Genomic DNA, 15,082 nt, shown 5'->3' with positions numbered 1-15,082 from the left:
GTAGAGGCCCGTAGACTTACGGAGGGGGCCCGCCCCCGGGCCGGTGTGCGAGCCCCTTCCCTGCGTACCCTCAGGCAGCCGCTTCGCTGTCCTCGGCCGGCTTGCGGTGGCGGCCGTGAGGGGCCGTGTCACCGTCCTGGGCCGAACTCGGACCCCGGTGCCGACCGTGACCGGCGTCTTCCCGGGACTCGGCGGACAGCGGCTGCATGGTGCTTGTGTCGCTCATCGGAAGGATTCACCCCGTCAACATGATCTTTCAAACAGCCGGGCGAGTTTAACCGGCCACCCTCCTCGCGACTCCAGACGGGCACGCCCATCGGCACTATTTCGTTACAAGACGTCCCAAGGGCGCTTGCTGCAAGGGCACGGGACGCGGTGCGACGGGCTCCGGAGGATCCGGCTGTGCCGGCTCACCCCGTGCCGGATCCTCCGGGCCCGCGCCCCCCGATCCCCCTGCATCCCCCGATTCCCCCGTCTCCCCCGTGGGCGCCGCCACCCGCGCCACGCCGCACGGCACCTCGGCCGTGGCGTAGGGCAGTTGGAGCACCCCGTCCCTGGTCCACATCCCCGCGCCCGCCAACCACCCGTACGGCGCGGCGAGATGGTCCACCTGGCGCCGGTCGGGCCGCCACAGGCCCACCCAGCTGCCGACCGGCCCGTCGATGCGCAGCGCCACCCCGCAGCTCTCCGGCAGCAGCACCTGCCCCGGCTGGATGGCGAAGGGCGTCACGACACACTCGGGCAGCCGCAGGCACTCCGGGAAACGCACCGGCAGGGTGCTGCCCAGCACGCCCCAGCCGAGCCGCTCCTCGCCCGGCGAGGGCGCGTCGGAGCGGATCAGGAGCAGACCGCTGTCCGGGTCGGCGAGCAGCAGCCGGTCGTCGCTGCCCTCGGCGATCTGCAACAGCGGCGAGACCTCACCGGCCCGCTCCAGGTCGACCGCGACCGCCTTGGTCCGGCCGCCGGTCTCCCGGTCGAGCGCCAGCAGCCGCCCCGCCCGGTCCAGCCACACCCCGCCCGAGCAGCGGCCCGGGACCTCCGCCACCTGCTCAGGACCGAAGACGCCGCCCGCGACCAGCCACACCGTGCTGGAGCGCCGGCCCACGGCGAGGGCGTACGCCTTCTCCCCGCCCGGTACGGGCGGCAGCAGCCGCAGCCGGGCGCCCTCCTCCGGGCACTGCACCGCGCCGATCAGCAACTCGCCCGTGCCCGGTCCGGTCGGGTACAGCAGCGAGAACAGGTGCCGCCCCTGAGCCCGCCGGCGGATGAGGACCCGCCCGTCGCCCATCGGCTGCACCTCGGTGCCGGGCTCCTCGGGCTGGTTGCCGGGCAGCGGCACGGCGTACGGCTCGGGGCCGTCCAGCGTCCAGCGCTCCGGGAACCAGGAGTCGCCGGCCGGCGCGAGGCGGGCGGCGTAGGCACCGTCCACGGTGATGGTGCACCCGGATTGCGGGGCGCCTTCCTCGGGAGCAGCCTCGGGCTCGATAGCACACGCCGTCATGGTCTGGTCACCTCCGGCGACGAAGCTAGTTTTCGCACGCACACACGTGGGACCACGAGGCTCCTGCTTCACACATAAGGGTGGCGGGGGAACGATTCGCCTGAGGAAACGGGGGCGTATGTGCTGGGGGAGGTCCAGGTGTGGACCGGCTGCGGTGGAGCAAATTTCTGCGAAGACGGCCGCAACCAACAATTGAGGAACCACGACGGCGAGCAACCAGGTCCGCGAGAGCGGCGCCGGTTTAGGCGCACAGAAGGGCCAGGTAGCCTTTTGGTCGTGCCCCGTCTGTCTGAAGTCATCGCCGCGCTGGAGAACCTGTGGCCCGCCGAGCGGGCCGAGTCCTGGGACGCGGTCGGCACCGTCGTGGGCGACCCCGACCAGGAGGTCACGCGGGTCCTGTTCGCGGTCGACCCCGTGCAGGAGATCGTCGACGAGGCGGTGAAGCTGGGCGCCGACCTGCTGGTCACCCACCATCCGCTCTACCTCCGCGGTACGACGACGGTCGCGGCGAGCCACTTCAAGGGCCGCGTCGTGCACACGCTGATCAAGAACGACATCGCGCTGCACGTCGCCCACACCAACGCGGACACGGCCGACCCCGGTGTCAGCGACGCGCTGGCCGGCGCGCTGGACCTGCGTGTCGTACGACCCCTGGTGCCGGACCCGGCCGATCCGTCCGGCCGCCGCGGTCTCGGCCGCATCTGCGAGCTGGACCACCCGCTGCCGTTGCGCGAGTTCGCCGAGAGGGCCGCCGCCCGGCTGCCCGCCACCGCGCAGGGCATCCGCGTCGCCGGCGACCCAGAGGCCATCGTCCGCACGGTCGCCGTCAGCGGCGGCTCCGGCGACAGCCTCTTCGACCAAGTACGCGCGGCCGGAGTCGACGCCTTCCTCACCGCCGACCTGCGCCACCACCCGGCCTCCGAAGCCGTCGCCCAAAGCCCCCTCGCGCTGCTCGACGCGGCGCACTGGGCCACCGAATGGCCCTGGTGCGAGCTGGCCGCCACCCAGCTCGACGAGATCTCCGACCGCCACGGATGGGACCTCAGGGTCCATGTCTCCAAGACGGTCACCGACCCCTGGACGGCCCACGCGGCCTCCCCCGATCCGACTGCAGGAGCCCCCAACTGAACGCCGCGCCCGCCGACCAGATCCGACTCCTCGACGTCCAGGCCCTCGACGTACGCCTGCAGCAGCTCGCGCACCGGCGCAGGTCGCTGCCCGAGCACGCCGAGATCGAGTCGCTCACCAAGGACCTCACCCAGCTGCGCGACCTCCTGGTGGCCGCGCAGACCGAGGAGAGCGACACCGCCCGCGAGCAGACCAAGGCCGAGCAGGACGTGGACCAGGTGCGCCAGCGCGCCGCCCGCGACCAGAAGCGCCTGGACTCCGGGGCCGTCACCTCCCCCAAGGACCTGGAGAACCTCCAGCGCGAGATCGCCTCCCTCGCCAAGCGGCAGAGCGACCTCGAGGACGTCGTCCTGGAGGTCATGGAGCGCATCGAGTCCGTGCAGGAGCGGGTCGCCGAGCTCACCGAGCGGGTCTCCTCCGTCCAGTCGAAGATCGACGACGCGACCGCGCGCCGTGACGCCGCCTTCGAGGAGATCGACGGCGAGGTGGCGACGGTGACCAAGGAGCGCGAGGTCATCGCCGGCGCCATCCCCGCCGACCTGCTCAAGCTCTACGACAAGCTGCGTGAGCAGCAGGGCGGCATCGGCGCGGCCAAGCTGTACCAGCGCACCTGCCAGGGCTGCCGCCAGGAGCTGTCCATCACCGACATCAACGACATCCGCGCGGCCGCCCCCGACACGGTGGTGCGCTGCGAGAACTGCCGTCGCATCCTGGTGCGCACGGCCGAGTCCGGTCTGTAAGGGGCGGGTGGCGTGCGGGAGTTCATCGTCGAGGCCGACGGCGGTTCGCGGGGCAACCCGGGACCCGCGGGCTACGGATCCGTCGTGCTCGACGCGGCGACAGGTCAGACCCTCGTCGAGGCCGCGGAGTACATCGGCGTCGCGACCAACAACGTCGCCGAGTACCGGGGCCTGCTGGCGGGCCTGCGCGCCGCCCACGAACTGGACCCCTCGGCCAAGGTCCACGTCCGTATGGACTCCAAGCTGGTCATCGAGCAGATGTCGGGCCGCTGGAAGATCAAGCACCCGGACATGAAGCCGCTGGCGACGGTGGCGTCCCGCGTGTTCCCGCCGGAGCAGGTGACCTACGAGTGGATCCCGCGGGAGCAGAACAAGCACGCGGACCGGCTGGCCAACGAGGCGATGGACGCGGGCAAGCGCGGCGAACAGTGGTCGCCGGCGACCTCGACGGCGGAGCTGGACACGGCCGCCGCGAGGACCACGGTCGCCGAGCCGGCCCCCGCCGACGTCCCGAAGGCCGAAGCCGTTGTGCGGGCCGCGACAGCCGTCGCCAGCCCCGGCTGGGCCCCCGCCGACCTGGGCGCGCCCGCGACCTTCGTGCTGCTGCGGCACGGTGAGACCCCGCTGACCCCGCAGAAGCGTTTCTCGGGCAGCGGCGGCACCAACCCCTCCCTCTCCGACGTCGGCCGGGAGCAGGCCGAGCGCGCCGGGGCCGCGCTGGCCCGGCGCGGCACGATCCAGGCGATCGTCGCGTCACCCCTCGCCCGCACCCGCGAGACGGCCGCCATCGTCGCCTCTCACCTCGGCCTCGAGGTGAGCATCGACGACGGACTCATCGAGACCGACTTCGGCGCCTGGGAGGGCCTCACCTTCGCCGAGGTCCGCGAGCGCTACCCCGACGACCTGAACGCCTGGCTCGCCGACCCGCATGCCCAGCCCTCGGGCGGCGGCGAGAGCTTCGCGGCGACCGCGACCCGTATCGAGGCCACCCGGGACAAGCTGGTGGCGGCGTACGCGGGCCGCACGGTCCTGCTGGTCTCCCACGTCACGCCGATCAAGACGTTCGTACGCCTGGCTCTGGGCGCCCCGCCCGAGTCCCTGTTCCGCATGGAGCTGTCGGCGGCCGCACTGTCCGCGGTGGCCTACTACGCGGACGGCAACGCGAGCGTACGGCTCTTCAACGACACGTCCCACCTGCGCTGAGTCCCGCTGCCTGGCGGGCAAGGCCTTCGATCCGCCCCCAGTCGCGGGCCACGAGGGCGTCCGCCGGGAGCATCCAAGTGCCGCCCACGCAGCCGACGTTGGGCAGCGCCAGATAGTCGGGGGCATTGGTCGGCCCGATGCCCCCGGTCGGACAGAACCGCGCCTGCGGCAACGGCCCCGCCAGCGACTTCAGATACGCCGTACCACCCGCAGCCTGCGCCGGGAAGAACTTCATCTCCCGCACCCCGCGCTCCAGCAGCGCCACCACCTCCGAGGTGGTGGACACCCCCGGCAGGAACGGCACCCCGGACGCCTTCATGGCCTCCAGCAGTACGTCCGTCCAGCCCGGGCTGACCAGGAAGCGCGCCCCGGCCGCCACCGAGTCCTTCACCTGCTCCGGCGTGATCACGGTCCCGGCCCCGATCACCGCGTCCGGTACCGCTTCGGCGATCGCCCGGATGGCATCCAGCGCGGCCGGCGTCCGCAGCGTCACCTCGATGACGGGCAGCCCGCCCGCCACCAGCGCCCGCGCCAGCGGAACGGCGTCGGCGGCGTCCTCGAGGACGACGACGGGCACGACGGGGGCAAGGTCGAGGAGCGATGAGGCAGCCATGGCGTCATCGTGCCCGTGCCATGCAGCATGCGCAAAGCTGATTGCACATGCTGCAACAGCTGCTATCGCTTAGTGGATCTCGTCCACCAGCACGTCGAGCATCCAGGCCTTCCCGGCCCCCCTCGGAGGCTCCACCTCCACCACGTAACCGAGCTCGCGCAGCGTCTCCACCAGCTCCGCCGGGCCCTTGGGTGCCGCGCCCGACGCCAGCAGGCTCCGTACGATCCGCCCCTTGGTCGCCTTGTTGAAGTGGCTGACCACCTTGCGGGTGGGCGCATGCAGCACCCGTACGCTCGCCGTCCGCCCGGCGACCTCGCCCTTAGGCTTCCAGGCGGCCGCGTACGCGGAGGACCGCAGATCCAGCACCAGTCCGTCCCCGGCGGCCTCGGGCATCACCTCGGCCATCGGCGCGCGCCAGTACGCGCCCAGCGCCCCGATCCCCGGCAGCTTCACACCCATCGAGCAGCGGTAGGAGGGGATGCGGTCGTTGACGCGCACCGCACCCCACAGACCGGAGAAGACGAGCAGGGAGCGGGTGGCGCGCTTCTTGGCGGCGGCGTCCAGGGAGGCCAGGTCGAGGGCGTCGTACAGCACACCCGTGTAGATCTCCCCGGCGGGCCGCGCCCCGGCGGTGCGCAACGCGGCGTTCTTCGCGACCTCGCTCCGCAGCCCCTCGCTCAGCCCGAGCACCTCCCGCGCCTTCTCCTCGTCCCCGGCACACAGCTCGACCAGTTCGCCGAGCACGGCCTCACGGGCGGGCGTGAGCCCCGGCAGCGACAGCGACTCCGTCTTCAGCGGGGCGCCACGGCCTGAGGACGCCTTGCCTTCGGAGGGAGGCAGCAGGACCAGCACGGAAGATCTCCTTCTGTTTGAGCTCCCGGACAGCGTACGGGGCCCGCTGTGCTTACCCTCGGCTGTATGCCCCGCCGCCACATCCGAGTGACCGGCGCCCCCGAAGCCCCCCTCCGGGCCGCCCTCACCGCGCTGCGCACCGAACTCGGCGTCTCCGAGAGCTACCCGCCCGAGGCGCTGGCGGAGGCCGAGCGATCGGCGAAGGCCCCCGCGGTCCCTTCGTACGACGCCACGGACATCCCCCTGTTCACCATCGACCCGCCCGCCTCCACCGACCTCGACCAGGCGATGCACCTGTCCCGGCAGGGCACCGGCTACCGGGTGTGGTACGCCATCGCGGACGTCGCGGCCTTCGTCGTACCCGGCGGGGCGCTGGACGCGGAGACCCACCGGCGGGTGACCACCCTGTACTTCCCGGACGAGCGGATCCCGCTGCACCCGGCGCTGCTCAGCGAGGGCGCCGCGAGCCTGCTGCCCGGCCAGGTCCGCCCGGCCGCTCTCTGGACGATCGACCTCGACGCGGGCGCCCGTACGCTCGCCGTCGACGTCCGCCGCGCCCTCGTCCGCAGCAGGGCCAGGCTGGACTACGCGGCCGTACAGAAGCAGATCGACGACAAGACGGCCGAGGAGCCGCTGGCGCTGCTCAAGGAGATCGGGGAGGCGCGGGAGCGGCTGGAGGTGGAGCGGGGCGGCATCTCGCTGAACGTCCCTGAACAGGAGATAGTCGAGCGCGACCACGCCTATGAGCTCAGCTACCGCGCCCCACTCCCGGCCGACGGCTGGAACGCTCAGGTCTCCCTGCTGACGGGGATGGCGGCCGCCGATCTCATGCTGTCGGCGGGCACGGGCATCCTGCGCACTCTGCCCGCCGCCCCGGATAGCGCCGTGGGCCGTCTGCGCCGCACCGCGCACGCCCTGCACATCGACTGGCCGCACCACGTCTCGTACGCCCAGCTCATCCGCTCCATCGACCCGCACCGCCCGCGCCACGCGGCCTTCCTCCAGGAGTGCACGACACTGCTGCGCGGCGCCGGCTACACCGTCTTCCGGGACGGCGCCCTCCCGCCCATCACCACACACGCCGCCGTGGCCGCCCCGTACGCCCACTGCACGGCACCGCTGCGGCGACTGGCCGACCGGTACGCCTCCGAGCTCTGCCTGGCGGCCGCCGCGGGCGAGCCCCCGCCCGACTGGGTACTGGCCGCCCTGGACGCGCTGCCGCACCAGATGGCCGACGGCAGCCGCCGCGCGGGCACGGTGGAGCGCGAGTGCGTCGACATCGTGGAGGCGGCGCTGCTGGCGGGCCGGGTGGGCGAGGTGTTCGACGGTTGCGTGGTGGACGTGGAGGAGCGTCAACCAGGCATTGGAACCGTCCAGTTGGAGTCCCCGGCGGTCATCGGCCGCATCGAGGGCGAACACCTGCCGCTGGGGGAGCGGCTGCGGGTGCGCCTCACGCAGGCGGATCCGGCCTCGGCGAAGGTGCGCTTCGCGCCTGCGTGAGAGTACGTCCGAGGGCTTGTACGAGGGTGTCGGCGTCGTCGGCGTGGAAGCGGACGAGGTGGATGTCACGCCGTCGGCCGAGGAAGGTGAAGTGGGCGACGGGCGCGGTGAGTTCGAGGGTGATGGTGGTCTGTGCGCCCACGGGGATGTCGAGTTCACCGTCGGCGCGTTGGTGGGTGGTGCGCAGCTCGCGGCGCACGGTCGCGATGCGGTCGAGCGGTATGCGCAGATCGACATGCACGGCGCGGCGGATGCGCAGCACGTCGGGGCCGAGCACGTGCGGCCGTACGACGGAGGCCGCGTGCACCCCGACGACGAACACGGTGGTGTAGATGTCGAGCACGAGGACCCCTCGATGCACGGCGGGGTAGTCACGCAGCAGCACGGACATCGTCAGCGTCTCGACGAGACACACGAAGGCGAACCCGAACATCACCGCGCCCTGCCCCCGCGCATACCCGAACACCCGCCCGCCGTCGGCCCCGTGCGTGCGCCGGGCCACCCACATCGCCAGGCTGGCGAGCAGCCGCAGCTCATGCCGGACGAGGACGTACGCCGCCGTCCTCACGACTGCTCCTCGGTGAGTATCCGCAGCGCGAGGCGGAGGGCTTCTGCCTGGGCGGGGGCGAAGTCCGCGTAGAAGGCGCGCATGAAGCTGTTGTCCCCATCGATCCTCACCTGGGGGACCAGTTCGCGGGGCGTGCAGTCGGCGAGGGTGCGGGCGGCCTCCGCCACGCGCGGGTCGGCCGGGTCGGCGTCGGCGAGGTCGTCGAGCAGGGCGTACGCCTTGAGTGCCCGGGCGATCCCCTCGGGGGAGCCGAGGGCGCCGCGCAGCAGATCCACCAGCCGCTCCCGGTCCTCCACGGCCGCCATGGTGTCGATCAGCGCGAGCATCTCGCGGTCCTTGACGGCCATGGGGGAGTCGGCCGCCACATGCGCCAAGTCCCCGAAGAGCGAGGCCAGTTCCGGCGAGACGGGCCCCTCGACGGTCAGCCCGCCCTCCGCCTCCAGCAGCGCCCGCAGCCGCGCCCGCCGCTCCCGGATCGCCGTCTCCTGCCGGGCCAGGTCCTCGTCGAGTTCGGTGAGCACCTCGACGAGGTCCTTCCCGGCGTCCTCCGCCAGCACGTCCCGCACCTCCGCGAGCCCCATCCCCAACTCGGTCAGCCGCCGAATCCGCGCCAGCACCACGGCATGCCGCAACGTGTAGTCCCGATACCCGTTGCCCAGCCGCTCGGGTTCCGGCAACAGTCCCTGATGGTGGTAATGCCGCACGGTCCGCGTGGTGACGCCGACGGCCGCGGCGAGTTCTCCGATCCGCATGGGATCAGTACAGAGGCTGACGTCGCGGCAGGGTCAAGCGGGCGGGTCGGCTCCTGACGACCATGGTGATCGTGTGCCACGATCGAGGGAACGGTTCCCGATCTCTTGGACAGGTGATCTTCCGATGTCCCAGTCTGGCGAGCGACCGAAGGAGGGGCGTGACATGACTGCCATGGCCCACGAGCCGCTCACGCAGGAAGAGGTCCTGCTGGAGGGCTTTCTCGCCCTGGACACACCGGAGGGTTTCCGGGCCGAGTTGATCGAGGGGGAGATCGTTGTGACGCCGCCGCCGGACGGGGAGCACGAGGACTACATCGAACTGATCGTGAACCAGGTGTACAGGCGGTCCCGGACCGACATGCAATTCTCCGGGAACAAGGGGCTGAAGCTGCAGAGCGGGGGTGGCTGCCCGAAGGACCGCGTGATCCCAGACGGTACGTTCGCTCCCAGGAAACTACGGCTCTACCGGCCGGCCGACTCCTGGATGCCCTGCGAGGGCGTCGCCCTGGTTCTGGAGGTAACCTCCACCAAGCCCAAGGCCGACCGTGAAGCCAAGCGGCGCTGCTACGCCCGCGGCGGAATCCCCCTCTACCTGCTCGTCGACCGAGAGGCATCCTCGATCACGCTGTTCAGCGACCCCGAGAAGGACGACTACCGCGAGCAGTGCACCCGTCCGCTCGGCAAACAGCTCACCCTCCCCGAACCCTTCGCCTTCGATCTGGAGACCACGGACTTTCTCTGAGCCGCCGACGCCTCTGCCCCTGCGAGCCGCCCTCGGCCTGGTGACCGCCCGCTTCAGCAGCCCGTCCAAGCCCGGGGAGGGGTCAACCCCCGACCGAAGCACCGAACCAGAGTTTCAGCGCTCGGTCGAGCGCCTTCCCGCCCTCGTCGTCCTCGTCCGCCGCCCAGGCGACGAAACCGTCCGGGCGCACCAGCAGCCCGGTGAGCCCCGCCCGGTCGGCGCAGGTGGCGGTGCGGATGTCCACCCGGTCGTCGTATCCCTCGGCGCGGGCGCGGAGTTTGGGGTCGTCGGTGAGGTCCAGAAGGAGGCCGTGCCCGGTGTGCAGGTGGTCGGCGAGGCGGGTGCCGTCGGAGAGTTCCAGGTCGGGGGCGCTGCGGCCGACGAGCGGGTGGTCGCCGGGCAGGTCGTAGCGCTGCCAGACGCCGGAGATCTTCTTGGCGAAGAACGTGGTGCCGGTGACCGTCCGCGACAGCTCGGTGATCACCTCGCGCAGGGCGCGCGCATGCGACTCGGGCCGCATCAGGGCGATCTGGGCCCGTGTCCAGTCGAGCACCCAGGCGCCGATCGGATGCCGTTCGGCGGTGTACGAGTCGAGCAGCCCCTCGGGCGCCCGTCCCCGCACCACGGCCGCGAGCTTCCAGCCCAGGTTCATCGCGTCCCCGATGCCGAGGTTCAGCCCCTGCCCGCCGAACGGCGAGTGCACATGCGCCGCATCGCCCGCAAGCAGCACCCGGCCCTTGCGATAGCTGCTCGCCTGACGGCAGTTGTCGGTGAACCGGGTCGCCGAGTGCACCGCGGTCACCGTGACCTCCACCCCGGTCACCCGGCGCAGGCTGCCCTCCAACTCCCGGGCGGTGATGGGCACTTCACGGTCGGCCGGCGGCCCGTCGAACTCGACGGTGAGGATCCGCCCCGGCATCGGCCCGTGCACGTACGTCCCCACGTCCGTCGTGTTCCACCCGGTCTTCAGCCCCTCCGCGCCGGTCATCTCCACCAGCGCCTGATATCCGGTGATCTCCGGGTCCGTCCCGGGAAAGTCGAACCCGGCGATCTTGCGCACCGTGCTGCGCCCGCCGTCGCAGCCGGCGAGCCAGCCGGCGCGGATCTTCTCCGTCGCGCCTGTCGCTCCCGTCGCTCCCGTCGCGGCATCGGCTACGTCGACGACCACGTGGTCGTCGTACATCTCGAACCCGGTCAGCTCGACGCCCCGGCGCACCTCCACCCCGAGCTCCTCCGCTCGCCCGGCGAGGATCCGCTCCAGCGTGGCCTGCGGGACGAAACCGACCCGCTCGGCGGGACCCGATCCGCCGAAGTCGGGGTCGGTCTCGTCCAGCAGCTCCCCGTGCAGCCAGATCCCGGCGAAGTGCCCGGCGAACCTGGGCGGCGGGGGTGCGTCCTCGTCCTCACCCCGCGCCCGCCGGAACTTCCGGAAGCCCTTCATCGCCTCCTCCTGCACCGCGGCCAGCGCGGGCAGTAACCCGCGGCGGTACAGCGCCTCTGCGGAGGGCAGGTTGATCGACCCCGCCTTGATCGTCTCGTCCACCTCCGCCAGCCGCTCCACGACCAGCACCCGCGCCCCGCCCAGCCGCAGCTCACAGCCGAGCAGCAGGCCTACGGGCCCGGCGCCGGCCACCACCACGTCGTACGTCGTCTTCGTGCTCATGGGGTTGTTCATGAGGTTGTCCATGAGTATGAGTGTAGTCACTAAAACTTTTTGTTCGCTATAGTTTTCTCATGTCAGGCGAACGTTCAGGTGAACACGCAGGTGAACGTGAAGACGAGCGCACGGATGCTGAACTGCCGCTGCGCGAGCGCAAGAAGAGGGAGACCCGGCAGCGGATCTCCGACATCGCGACGGGACTGTTCCAGGAGCGCGGCTTCGACGCGGTGACTGTGGCAGAGGTCGCCCGGGCCGCGGACGTGTCCGCCATGACCGTCTTCAACTACTTTCCGCGCAAGGAGGACCTCTACCTCGACCGCATCCCCGAGGCCGCCGCGACCTTCGCCGGCGCCGTCCGCGACCGCCGCCCCGACGAGACCCCGCTGGCCGCCCTGCGCCGCCTGGCACTCGAACTCCTCGACCAGGGCCACCCGTTGGCCGGGGTCAACGACCGCTTCCCGACCTTCTGGCGGGTCGTCATGGAGTCGCCCAGCCTGCGGGCCCGCGCCCGTGAGGGCCTGGAGGAGGTGGAGACGGCCCTGACGGAGGCGCTGGCGGAAGCATCCGTCGCCGACCCGCACCTGCTCGCGGCCCTGACCGTCGCCGCCTACCGTTCGGTCTACGTCACCACCGCCCGCCGCCTGCTCGCCGGAGAGCCGGCGGCCGAGCTGCTCGCGGACCACCGGGCACGCATCGAGGCGGTCTTCGACGTACTGGAGCGAATGGATCTATAGCGCCCCGTGCGGACCGGGGGGCATGGAAACGGGCCGGACTTTGTTGCACCCCGTACGACGAAGGAGACGTAGACCGACTGATGGGGGCGCCCGGTGAGCGAGCAGGCACTGTGGACCCGCGCGCGCCTGGGCCGCTGCGGACCGCCCCTCGACCTGCTCACCGCCCGCTTCCAGCGGCACGTCTACGCCCCGCACGCGCACGCCGAGTACACCATCGGCGTCTGCGTCGGGGGCTCCGAGGTCATCGACTACCGCGGCGGCCACATCCGCACCGGCCCCGGCTCGATCATCGTCCTCGACCCCGGCGAGATGCACACCGGCGGCCCCGACACCACCACCGACGGCTACGCCTACCGCGCCCTCTACGCCGACCCCGGCCTCCTCACCGACGGCACCCTCGGCGGCCTCCCGCACTTCCGCGAACCCGTGATCGACGACCCCGAGCTGGTCACCGCCCTCCGCCTCGCCCACACCGAACTCAGCGTCTGCCCGGACCCGCTGGAGGCGGAGTCCCGCCTCCCGTGGCTGCTGACGGCCCTGGCCCGCCGCCACTCCACGGCCCGCTCGGCCCCGGACGCGGTGCCGGGCGCCGACCGCATCGCTCTCGTGGTCCGCGACCGCCTGGCCGACGAACTCCTGGACCCCCCGTCCCTGGCCGACCTCGCGGCTGATTTGGATTTGTCCCGCTACCAACTCCTCCGAGCCTTCCGTACGACGATGGGGATACCGCCGTACGCCTGGCTGGCCCAGCACCGGGTGAGCCGGGCGCGCCCGCTGCTGGAGTCGGGCCTGCGCCCGGCCGAGGTGGCCACCCTGGTCGGCTTCGCGGACCAGGCCCACCTCACGCGCTGGTTCCGCCGCGTGCTGGGGGTGACCCCGGCGGCGTACCGCAACAGCGTTCAAGACGCCAGGTAGCCGGTGAGCCGATGCTGTCCGCATGACTGCACGCGGCTGGTTCCTGTTCTCCCTGATGGGAGTGATCTGGGGCATTCCTTACCTGATGATCAAGGTAGCGGTGGACGCCCCCCTGTCCCCATCGATGGTGGTCTTCACGCGCTGCGCCCTGGGCGCGCTCCTCCTGCTCCCCTTCGCGATACGACAGGGCGGCCTGATCCGCACGGTCCGCACCCACTGGCTGCCGATGCTGGCCTTCGCGTGCATAGAGATCATCGGCCCGTGGTTCACGCTCACCGACGCGGAACGGCACCTGTCGAGCTCCACGGCGGGCCTGCTGATCGCGGGCGTGCCGATCGTGGGCGTGGTGCTGGCCCGCTTCTTCGGCGACACGGAGCGCCTGGGCGTACGGCGGATGACGGGCCTCGGACTGGGCCTGGCGGGCGTAGCCGTACTGACCGTCCCGCACCTGACCGGCGGCGACGCCCGCTCCCTCGGGGAAGTCATGCTGACGGTGCTGGGCTACGCGACGGCACCACTGATCGCGGCACGCCGCCTGAAGGACGTCCCGACCCTGCAACTGACGGCCCCGTGCCTGGCACTGGCGGCGCTGGTCTACGCAACCCCGGCGGCGGCGACCTGGCCGTCATCCGTCCCCTCCGCCTCGGTCCTGACGGCCCTGATCGCCCTGGGAGCGATCTGCACGGCACTCGCATTCGTGGCCTTCCTGGAACTGATCAAGGAGGTCGGCCCGACCCGCGCGACGGTGTTCACGTACGTCAACCCGGCGGTAGCGGTAGCAGCGGGAGCGCTGTTCCTCGACGAGCCCTTCACCGCCGGCATAGCGATCGCCTTCACCCTCATCCTGGCGGGCTCGGTCCTGGCGACGGCGGCCTCCGGTCCGGCGAAGGGCGGACGCCCGGTAGCATGGTCGACACGGCAGACGAGCCGGGCGGACGGCCGCGTGGAGTCCCCTTGAGGGGCTTCCCGAGGAACGTCCGGGCTCCACAGGGCAGGGTGGTGGCTAACGGCCACCCGGGGTGACCCGCGGGACAGTGCCACAGAAAACAAACCGCCCAGCACTCAGGTGCTGGGTAAGGGTGAAACGGCGGTGTAAGAGACCACCAGTGCCCAGGGTGACCTGGGCAGCTAGGTAAACCCCACCCGGAGCAAGGTCAAAAGGAGCGCGGTAACACGCGCTCTGCGCGGACGTTCGAGGGCTGCCCGCCCGAGTCCGCGGGTAGACCGCACGAGGCCGGTGGCAACACCGGTCCTAGATGGATGGCCGTCTCCCCGGCCGCCGCGAGGCGGCCGGGTGACAGAACCCGGCGTATAGCCCGACTCGTCTGCCGCTTCGCGTTTCTGTAGGTCAGATGCCATGTTTAGCGCTTGAACAAACCCGGCCTCGGGTGCGAGCGCACGGCGGGGTCACTGAGAATCCTGCCTCGTCCTCGAACGCGATGTAGGCCCCCAGCGCCGCCGCGGTCATTCCGCCCGCGGCCACACGTCCTTCTTCCGCAAACCCACCGTCTGCTCGTCGCGTTCCAGTGCGCGGTGGGCCGGAGACTGCCAGGACCAGCCATGCCGGTGCAGCAGCCGCAAGACGGCCGCTGAGGAGCAGTTGATGCCGAGCTTCCAGGCGATCGGCGCTCTGACCCGTGCCAGGGGCCACCGCTGGTCCTCCCAGCCGTGCTCGGCCGGCCAGTGGGCCGACTCCTTCTCCAACTCGGCGAACTGGCCGTCGGACACCTTGGGAAGTTTCGCCGTCCCGGTGGAGGCGAGGGCGTCCATCCCGCCCTCCTGTCAGGCATGACGCCAGTGTTCCACCGACCGCTCACTCACCCGTAGATCCTTCGCGATCACCGCGGTCCTCTCACCGCGCGCGAACCGCTCGTCGGCCTGGTACCGGATCCGCCGCTCGACGGTCAGCCCGCCACCCTGCGCGTACCGCGTGCCACCGACCTACCGCAGGGACCAGCATCCGACAACAGTCCGACGAGATCAGTAACTGTCGCAGGCGCACCTTCGGGAAAAGTGTCTACCCGGTCGTGAAAGAGCTGGCCGCCGACGGGGTGCCTGTTTCTCGTGCCGGGGTCCTCAAGCTCCTACTATCGCTGGCTTGATCAGCCGAGGTCCCCTGCCGCATTCGAAGAGGCGTGCCGCGCGAACGTCCTGTTCGATGCCCACCGTGACGA

The 15,082-nt window shown here is 71.4% G+C and carries 13 protein-coding genes, 1 other RNA gene and 2 pseudogenes; 9 read left to right on the top strand and 7 right to left on the bottom strand.

All coding sequences use genetic code 11. The features are described from left to right. Window positions 1–322: 322 nt before the first annotated feature. Entirely contained in the window at window positions 323–1,501 is a 1,179-nt protein-coding gene (locus ABT254_RS35980; protein ID WP_351479841.1) for a hypothetical protein, read from the bottom strand. A gap of 276 nt (window positions 1,502–1,777) precedes the next feature. Between ABT254_RS35980 and ABT254_RS35975 the strand changes: the two genes are divergently transcribed. The 3 genes from ABT254_RS35975 to ABT254_RS35965 are packed head-to-tail and all read left to right on the top strand — an operon-like array spanning window position 1,778 to window position 4,572. After that, the gene (locus ABT254_RS35975) at window positions 1,778–2,629 is read left to right on the top strand and encodes a Nif3-like dinuclear metal center hexameric protein (protein WP_351479838.1); all 852 of its coding nucleotides are present in this window, start codon (window positions 1,778–1,780) and stop codon (window positions 2,627–2,629) included. Next, window positions 2,626–3,369: a zinc ribbon domain-containing protein gene (locus ABT254_RS35970; protein ID WP_351480012.1), complete on the top strand. Its 744-nt coding sequence runs from the start codon at window positions 2,626–2,628 to the stop codon at window positions 3,367–3,369. Before ABT254_RS35975 ends, ABT254_RS35970 begins: the two co-directional genes overlap by 4 nt. 12 nt (window positions 3,370–3,381) lie before the next feature. Continuing rightward, entirely contained in the window at window positions 3,382–4,572 is a 1,191-nt protein-coding gene (locus ABT254_RS35965; protein WP_351479835.1) for a bifunctional RNase H/acid phosphatase, read from the top strand. On the opposite strand, the gene eda is transcribed toward ABT254_RS35965, so the two are convergent. Both eda and yaaA read right to left on the bottom strand, forming a co-directional pair. Continuing rightward, window positions 4,547–5,185 carry a bifunctional 4-hydroxy-2-oxoglutarate aldolase/2-dehydro-3-deoxy-phosphogluconate aldolase gene (gene eda, locus ABT254_RS35960; protein ID WP_351479832.1) on the bottom strand — a complete coding sequence of 213 codons (639 nt, stop codon included), beginning with the start codon at window positions 5,183–5,185 and terminating at the stop codon, window positions 4,547–4,549. The genes ABT254_RS35965 and eda overlap by 26 nt on opposite strands. A gap of 69 nt (window positions 5,186–5,254) precedes the next feature. After that, window positions 5,255–6,037, bottom strand: a complete 783-nt coding sequence (yaaA, locus tag ABT254_RS35955; RefSeq protein ID WP_351479830.1) for a peroxide stress protein YaaA — start codon at window positions 6,035–6,037, stop codon at window positions 5,255–5,257. A gap of 66 nt (window positions 6,038–6,103) precedes the next feature. Between yaaA and ABT254_RS35950 the strand changes: the two genes are divergently transcribed. Further along, complete coding sequence (locus ABT254_RS35950) at window positions 6,104–7,537, top strand: RNB domain-containing ribonuclease (RefSeq protein WP_351479827.1); 1,434 nt, start codon at window positions 6,104–6,106, stop codon at window positions 7,535–7,537. On the opposite strand, the gene ABT254_RS35945 is transcribed toward ABT254_RS35950, so the two are convergent. Both ABT254_RS35945 and ABT254_RS35940 read right to left on the bottom strand, forming a co-directional pair. Further along, entirely contained in the window at window positions 7,488–8,045 is a 558-nt protein-coding gene (locus ABT254_RS35945) for a hypothetical protein (protein WP_351480009.1), read from the bottom strand. The two genes, ABT254_RS35950 and ABT254_RS35945, sit on opposite strands and share 50 nt — an antisense overlap. Before the next feature lie 56 nt (window positions 8,046–8,101). After that, entirely contained in the window at window positions 8,102–8,857 is a 756-nt protein-coding gene (locus tag ABT254_RS35940; protein WP_351479824.1) for a MerR family transcriptional regulator, read from the bottom strand. A gap of 163 nt (window positions 8,858–9,020) precedes the next feature. Here ABT254_RS35940 and ABT254_RS35935 point away from each other — a divergent pair, with 163 nt between their 5' ends. Further along, on the top strand, window positions 9,021–9,599 hold the full coding sequence (locus ABT254_RS35935; protein ID WP_351479821.1) for a Uma2 family endonuclease: 579 nt from the start codon (window positions 9,021–9,023) through the stop codon (window positions 9,597–9,599). 82 nt (window positions 9,600–9,681) lie between these two features. Here the strand turns inward: ABT254_RS35935 and ABT254_RS35930 are convergent, their stop codons facing one another. Further along, window positions 9,682–11,286 carry an FAD-dependent monooxygenase gene (locus ABT254_RS35930; protein ID WP_351479819.1) on the bottom strand — a complete coding sequence of 535 codons (1,605 nt, stop codon included), beginning with the start codon at window positions 11,284–11,286 and terminating at the stop codon, window positions 9,682–9,684. Between the two features lie 47 nt (window positions 11,287–11,333). Between ABT254_RS35930 and ABT254_RS35925 the strand changes: the two genes are divergently transcribed. From ABT254_RS35925 to rnpB, 4 genes and pseudogenes are all read left to right on the top strand, one after another. Then, window positions 11,334–11,993, top strand: coding sequence for a TetR/AcrR family transcriptional regulator (locus ABT254_RS35925; protein ID WP_351479816.1), 660 nt, complete (start codon window positions 11,334–11,336; stop codon window positions 11,991–11,993). Between the two features lie 93 nt (window positions 11,994–12,086). Then, on the top strand, window positions 12,087–12,908 hold the full coding sequence (locus ABT254_RS35920; protein WP_351479813.1) for an AraC family transcriptional regulator: 822 nt from the start codon (window positions 12,087–12,089) through the stop codon (window positions 12,906–12,908). Window positions 12,909–12,930: 22 nt separating this feature from the next. Continuing rightward, window positions 12,931–13,713, top strand: a pseudogene (locus ABT254_RS35915) (DMT family transporter); the annotation flags it as partial. Between the two features lie 118 nt (window positions 13,714–13,831). Continuing rightward, window positions 13,832–14,236, top strand: an RNA gene (rnpB, locus tag ABT254_RS35910) — RNase P RNA component class A. A 50-nt stretch (window positions 14,237–14,286) separates the two neighbouring features. Here the strand turns inward: rnpB and ABT254_RS46600 are convergent. Continuing rightward, a pseudogene (locus ABT254_RS46600) lies at window positions 14,287–14,816 on the bottom strand (winged helix-turn-helix domain-containing protein); the annotation flags it as partial. Window positions 14,817–15,082 lie beyond the last annotated feature (266 nt).

This window comes from Streptomyces sp. NPDC001137, assembly GCF_040298885.1.
GTDB lineage: Bacteria > Actinomycetota > Actinomycetes > Streptomycetales > Streptomycetaceae > Streptomyces.
Note: the sequence above shows the minus strand (reverse complement) of the source record. Positions and strands in the feature narration are given on the sequence as shown.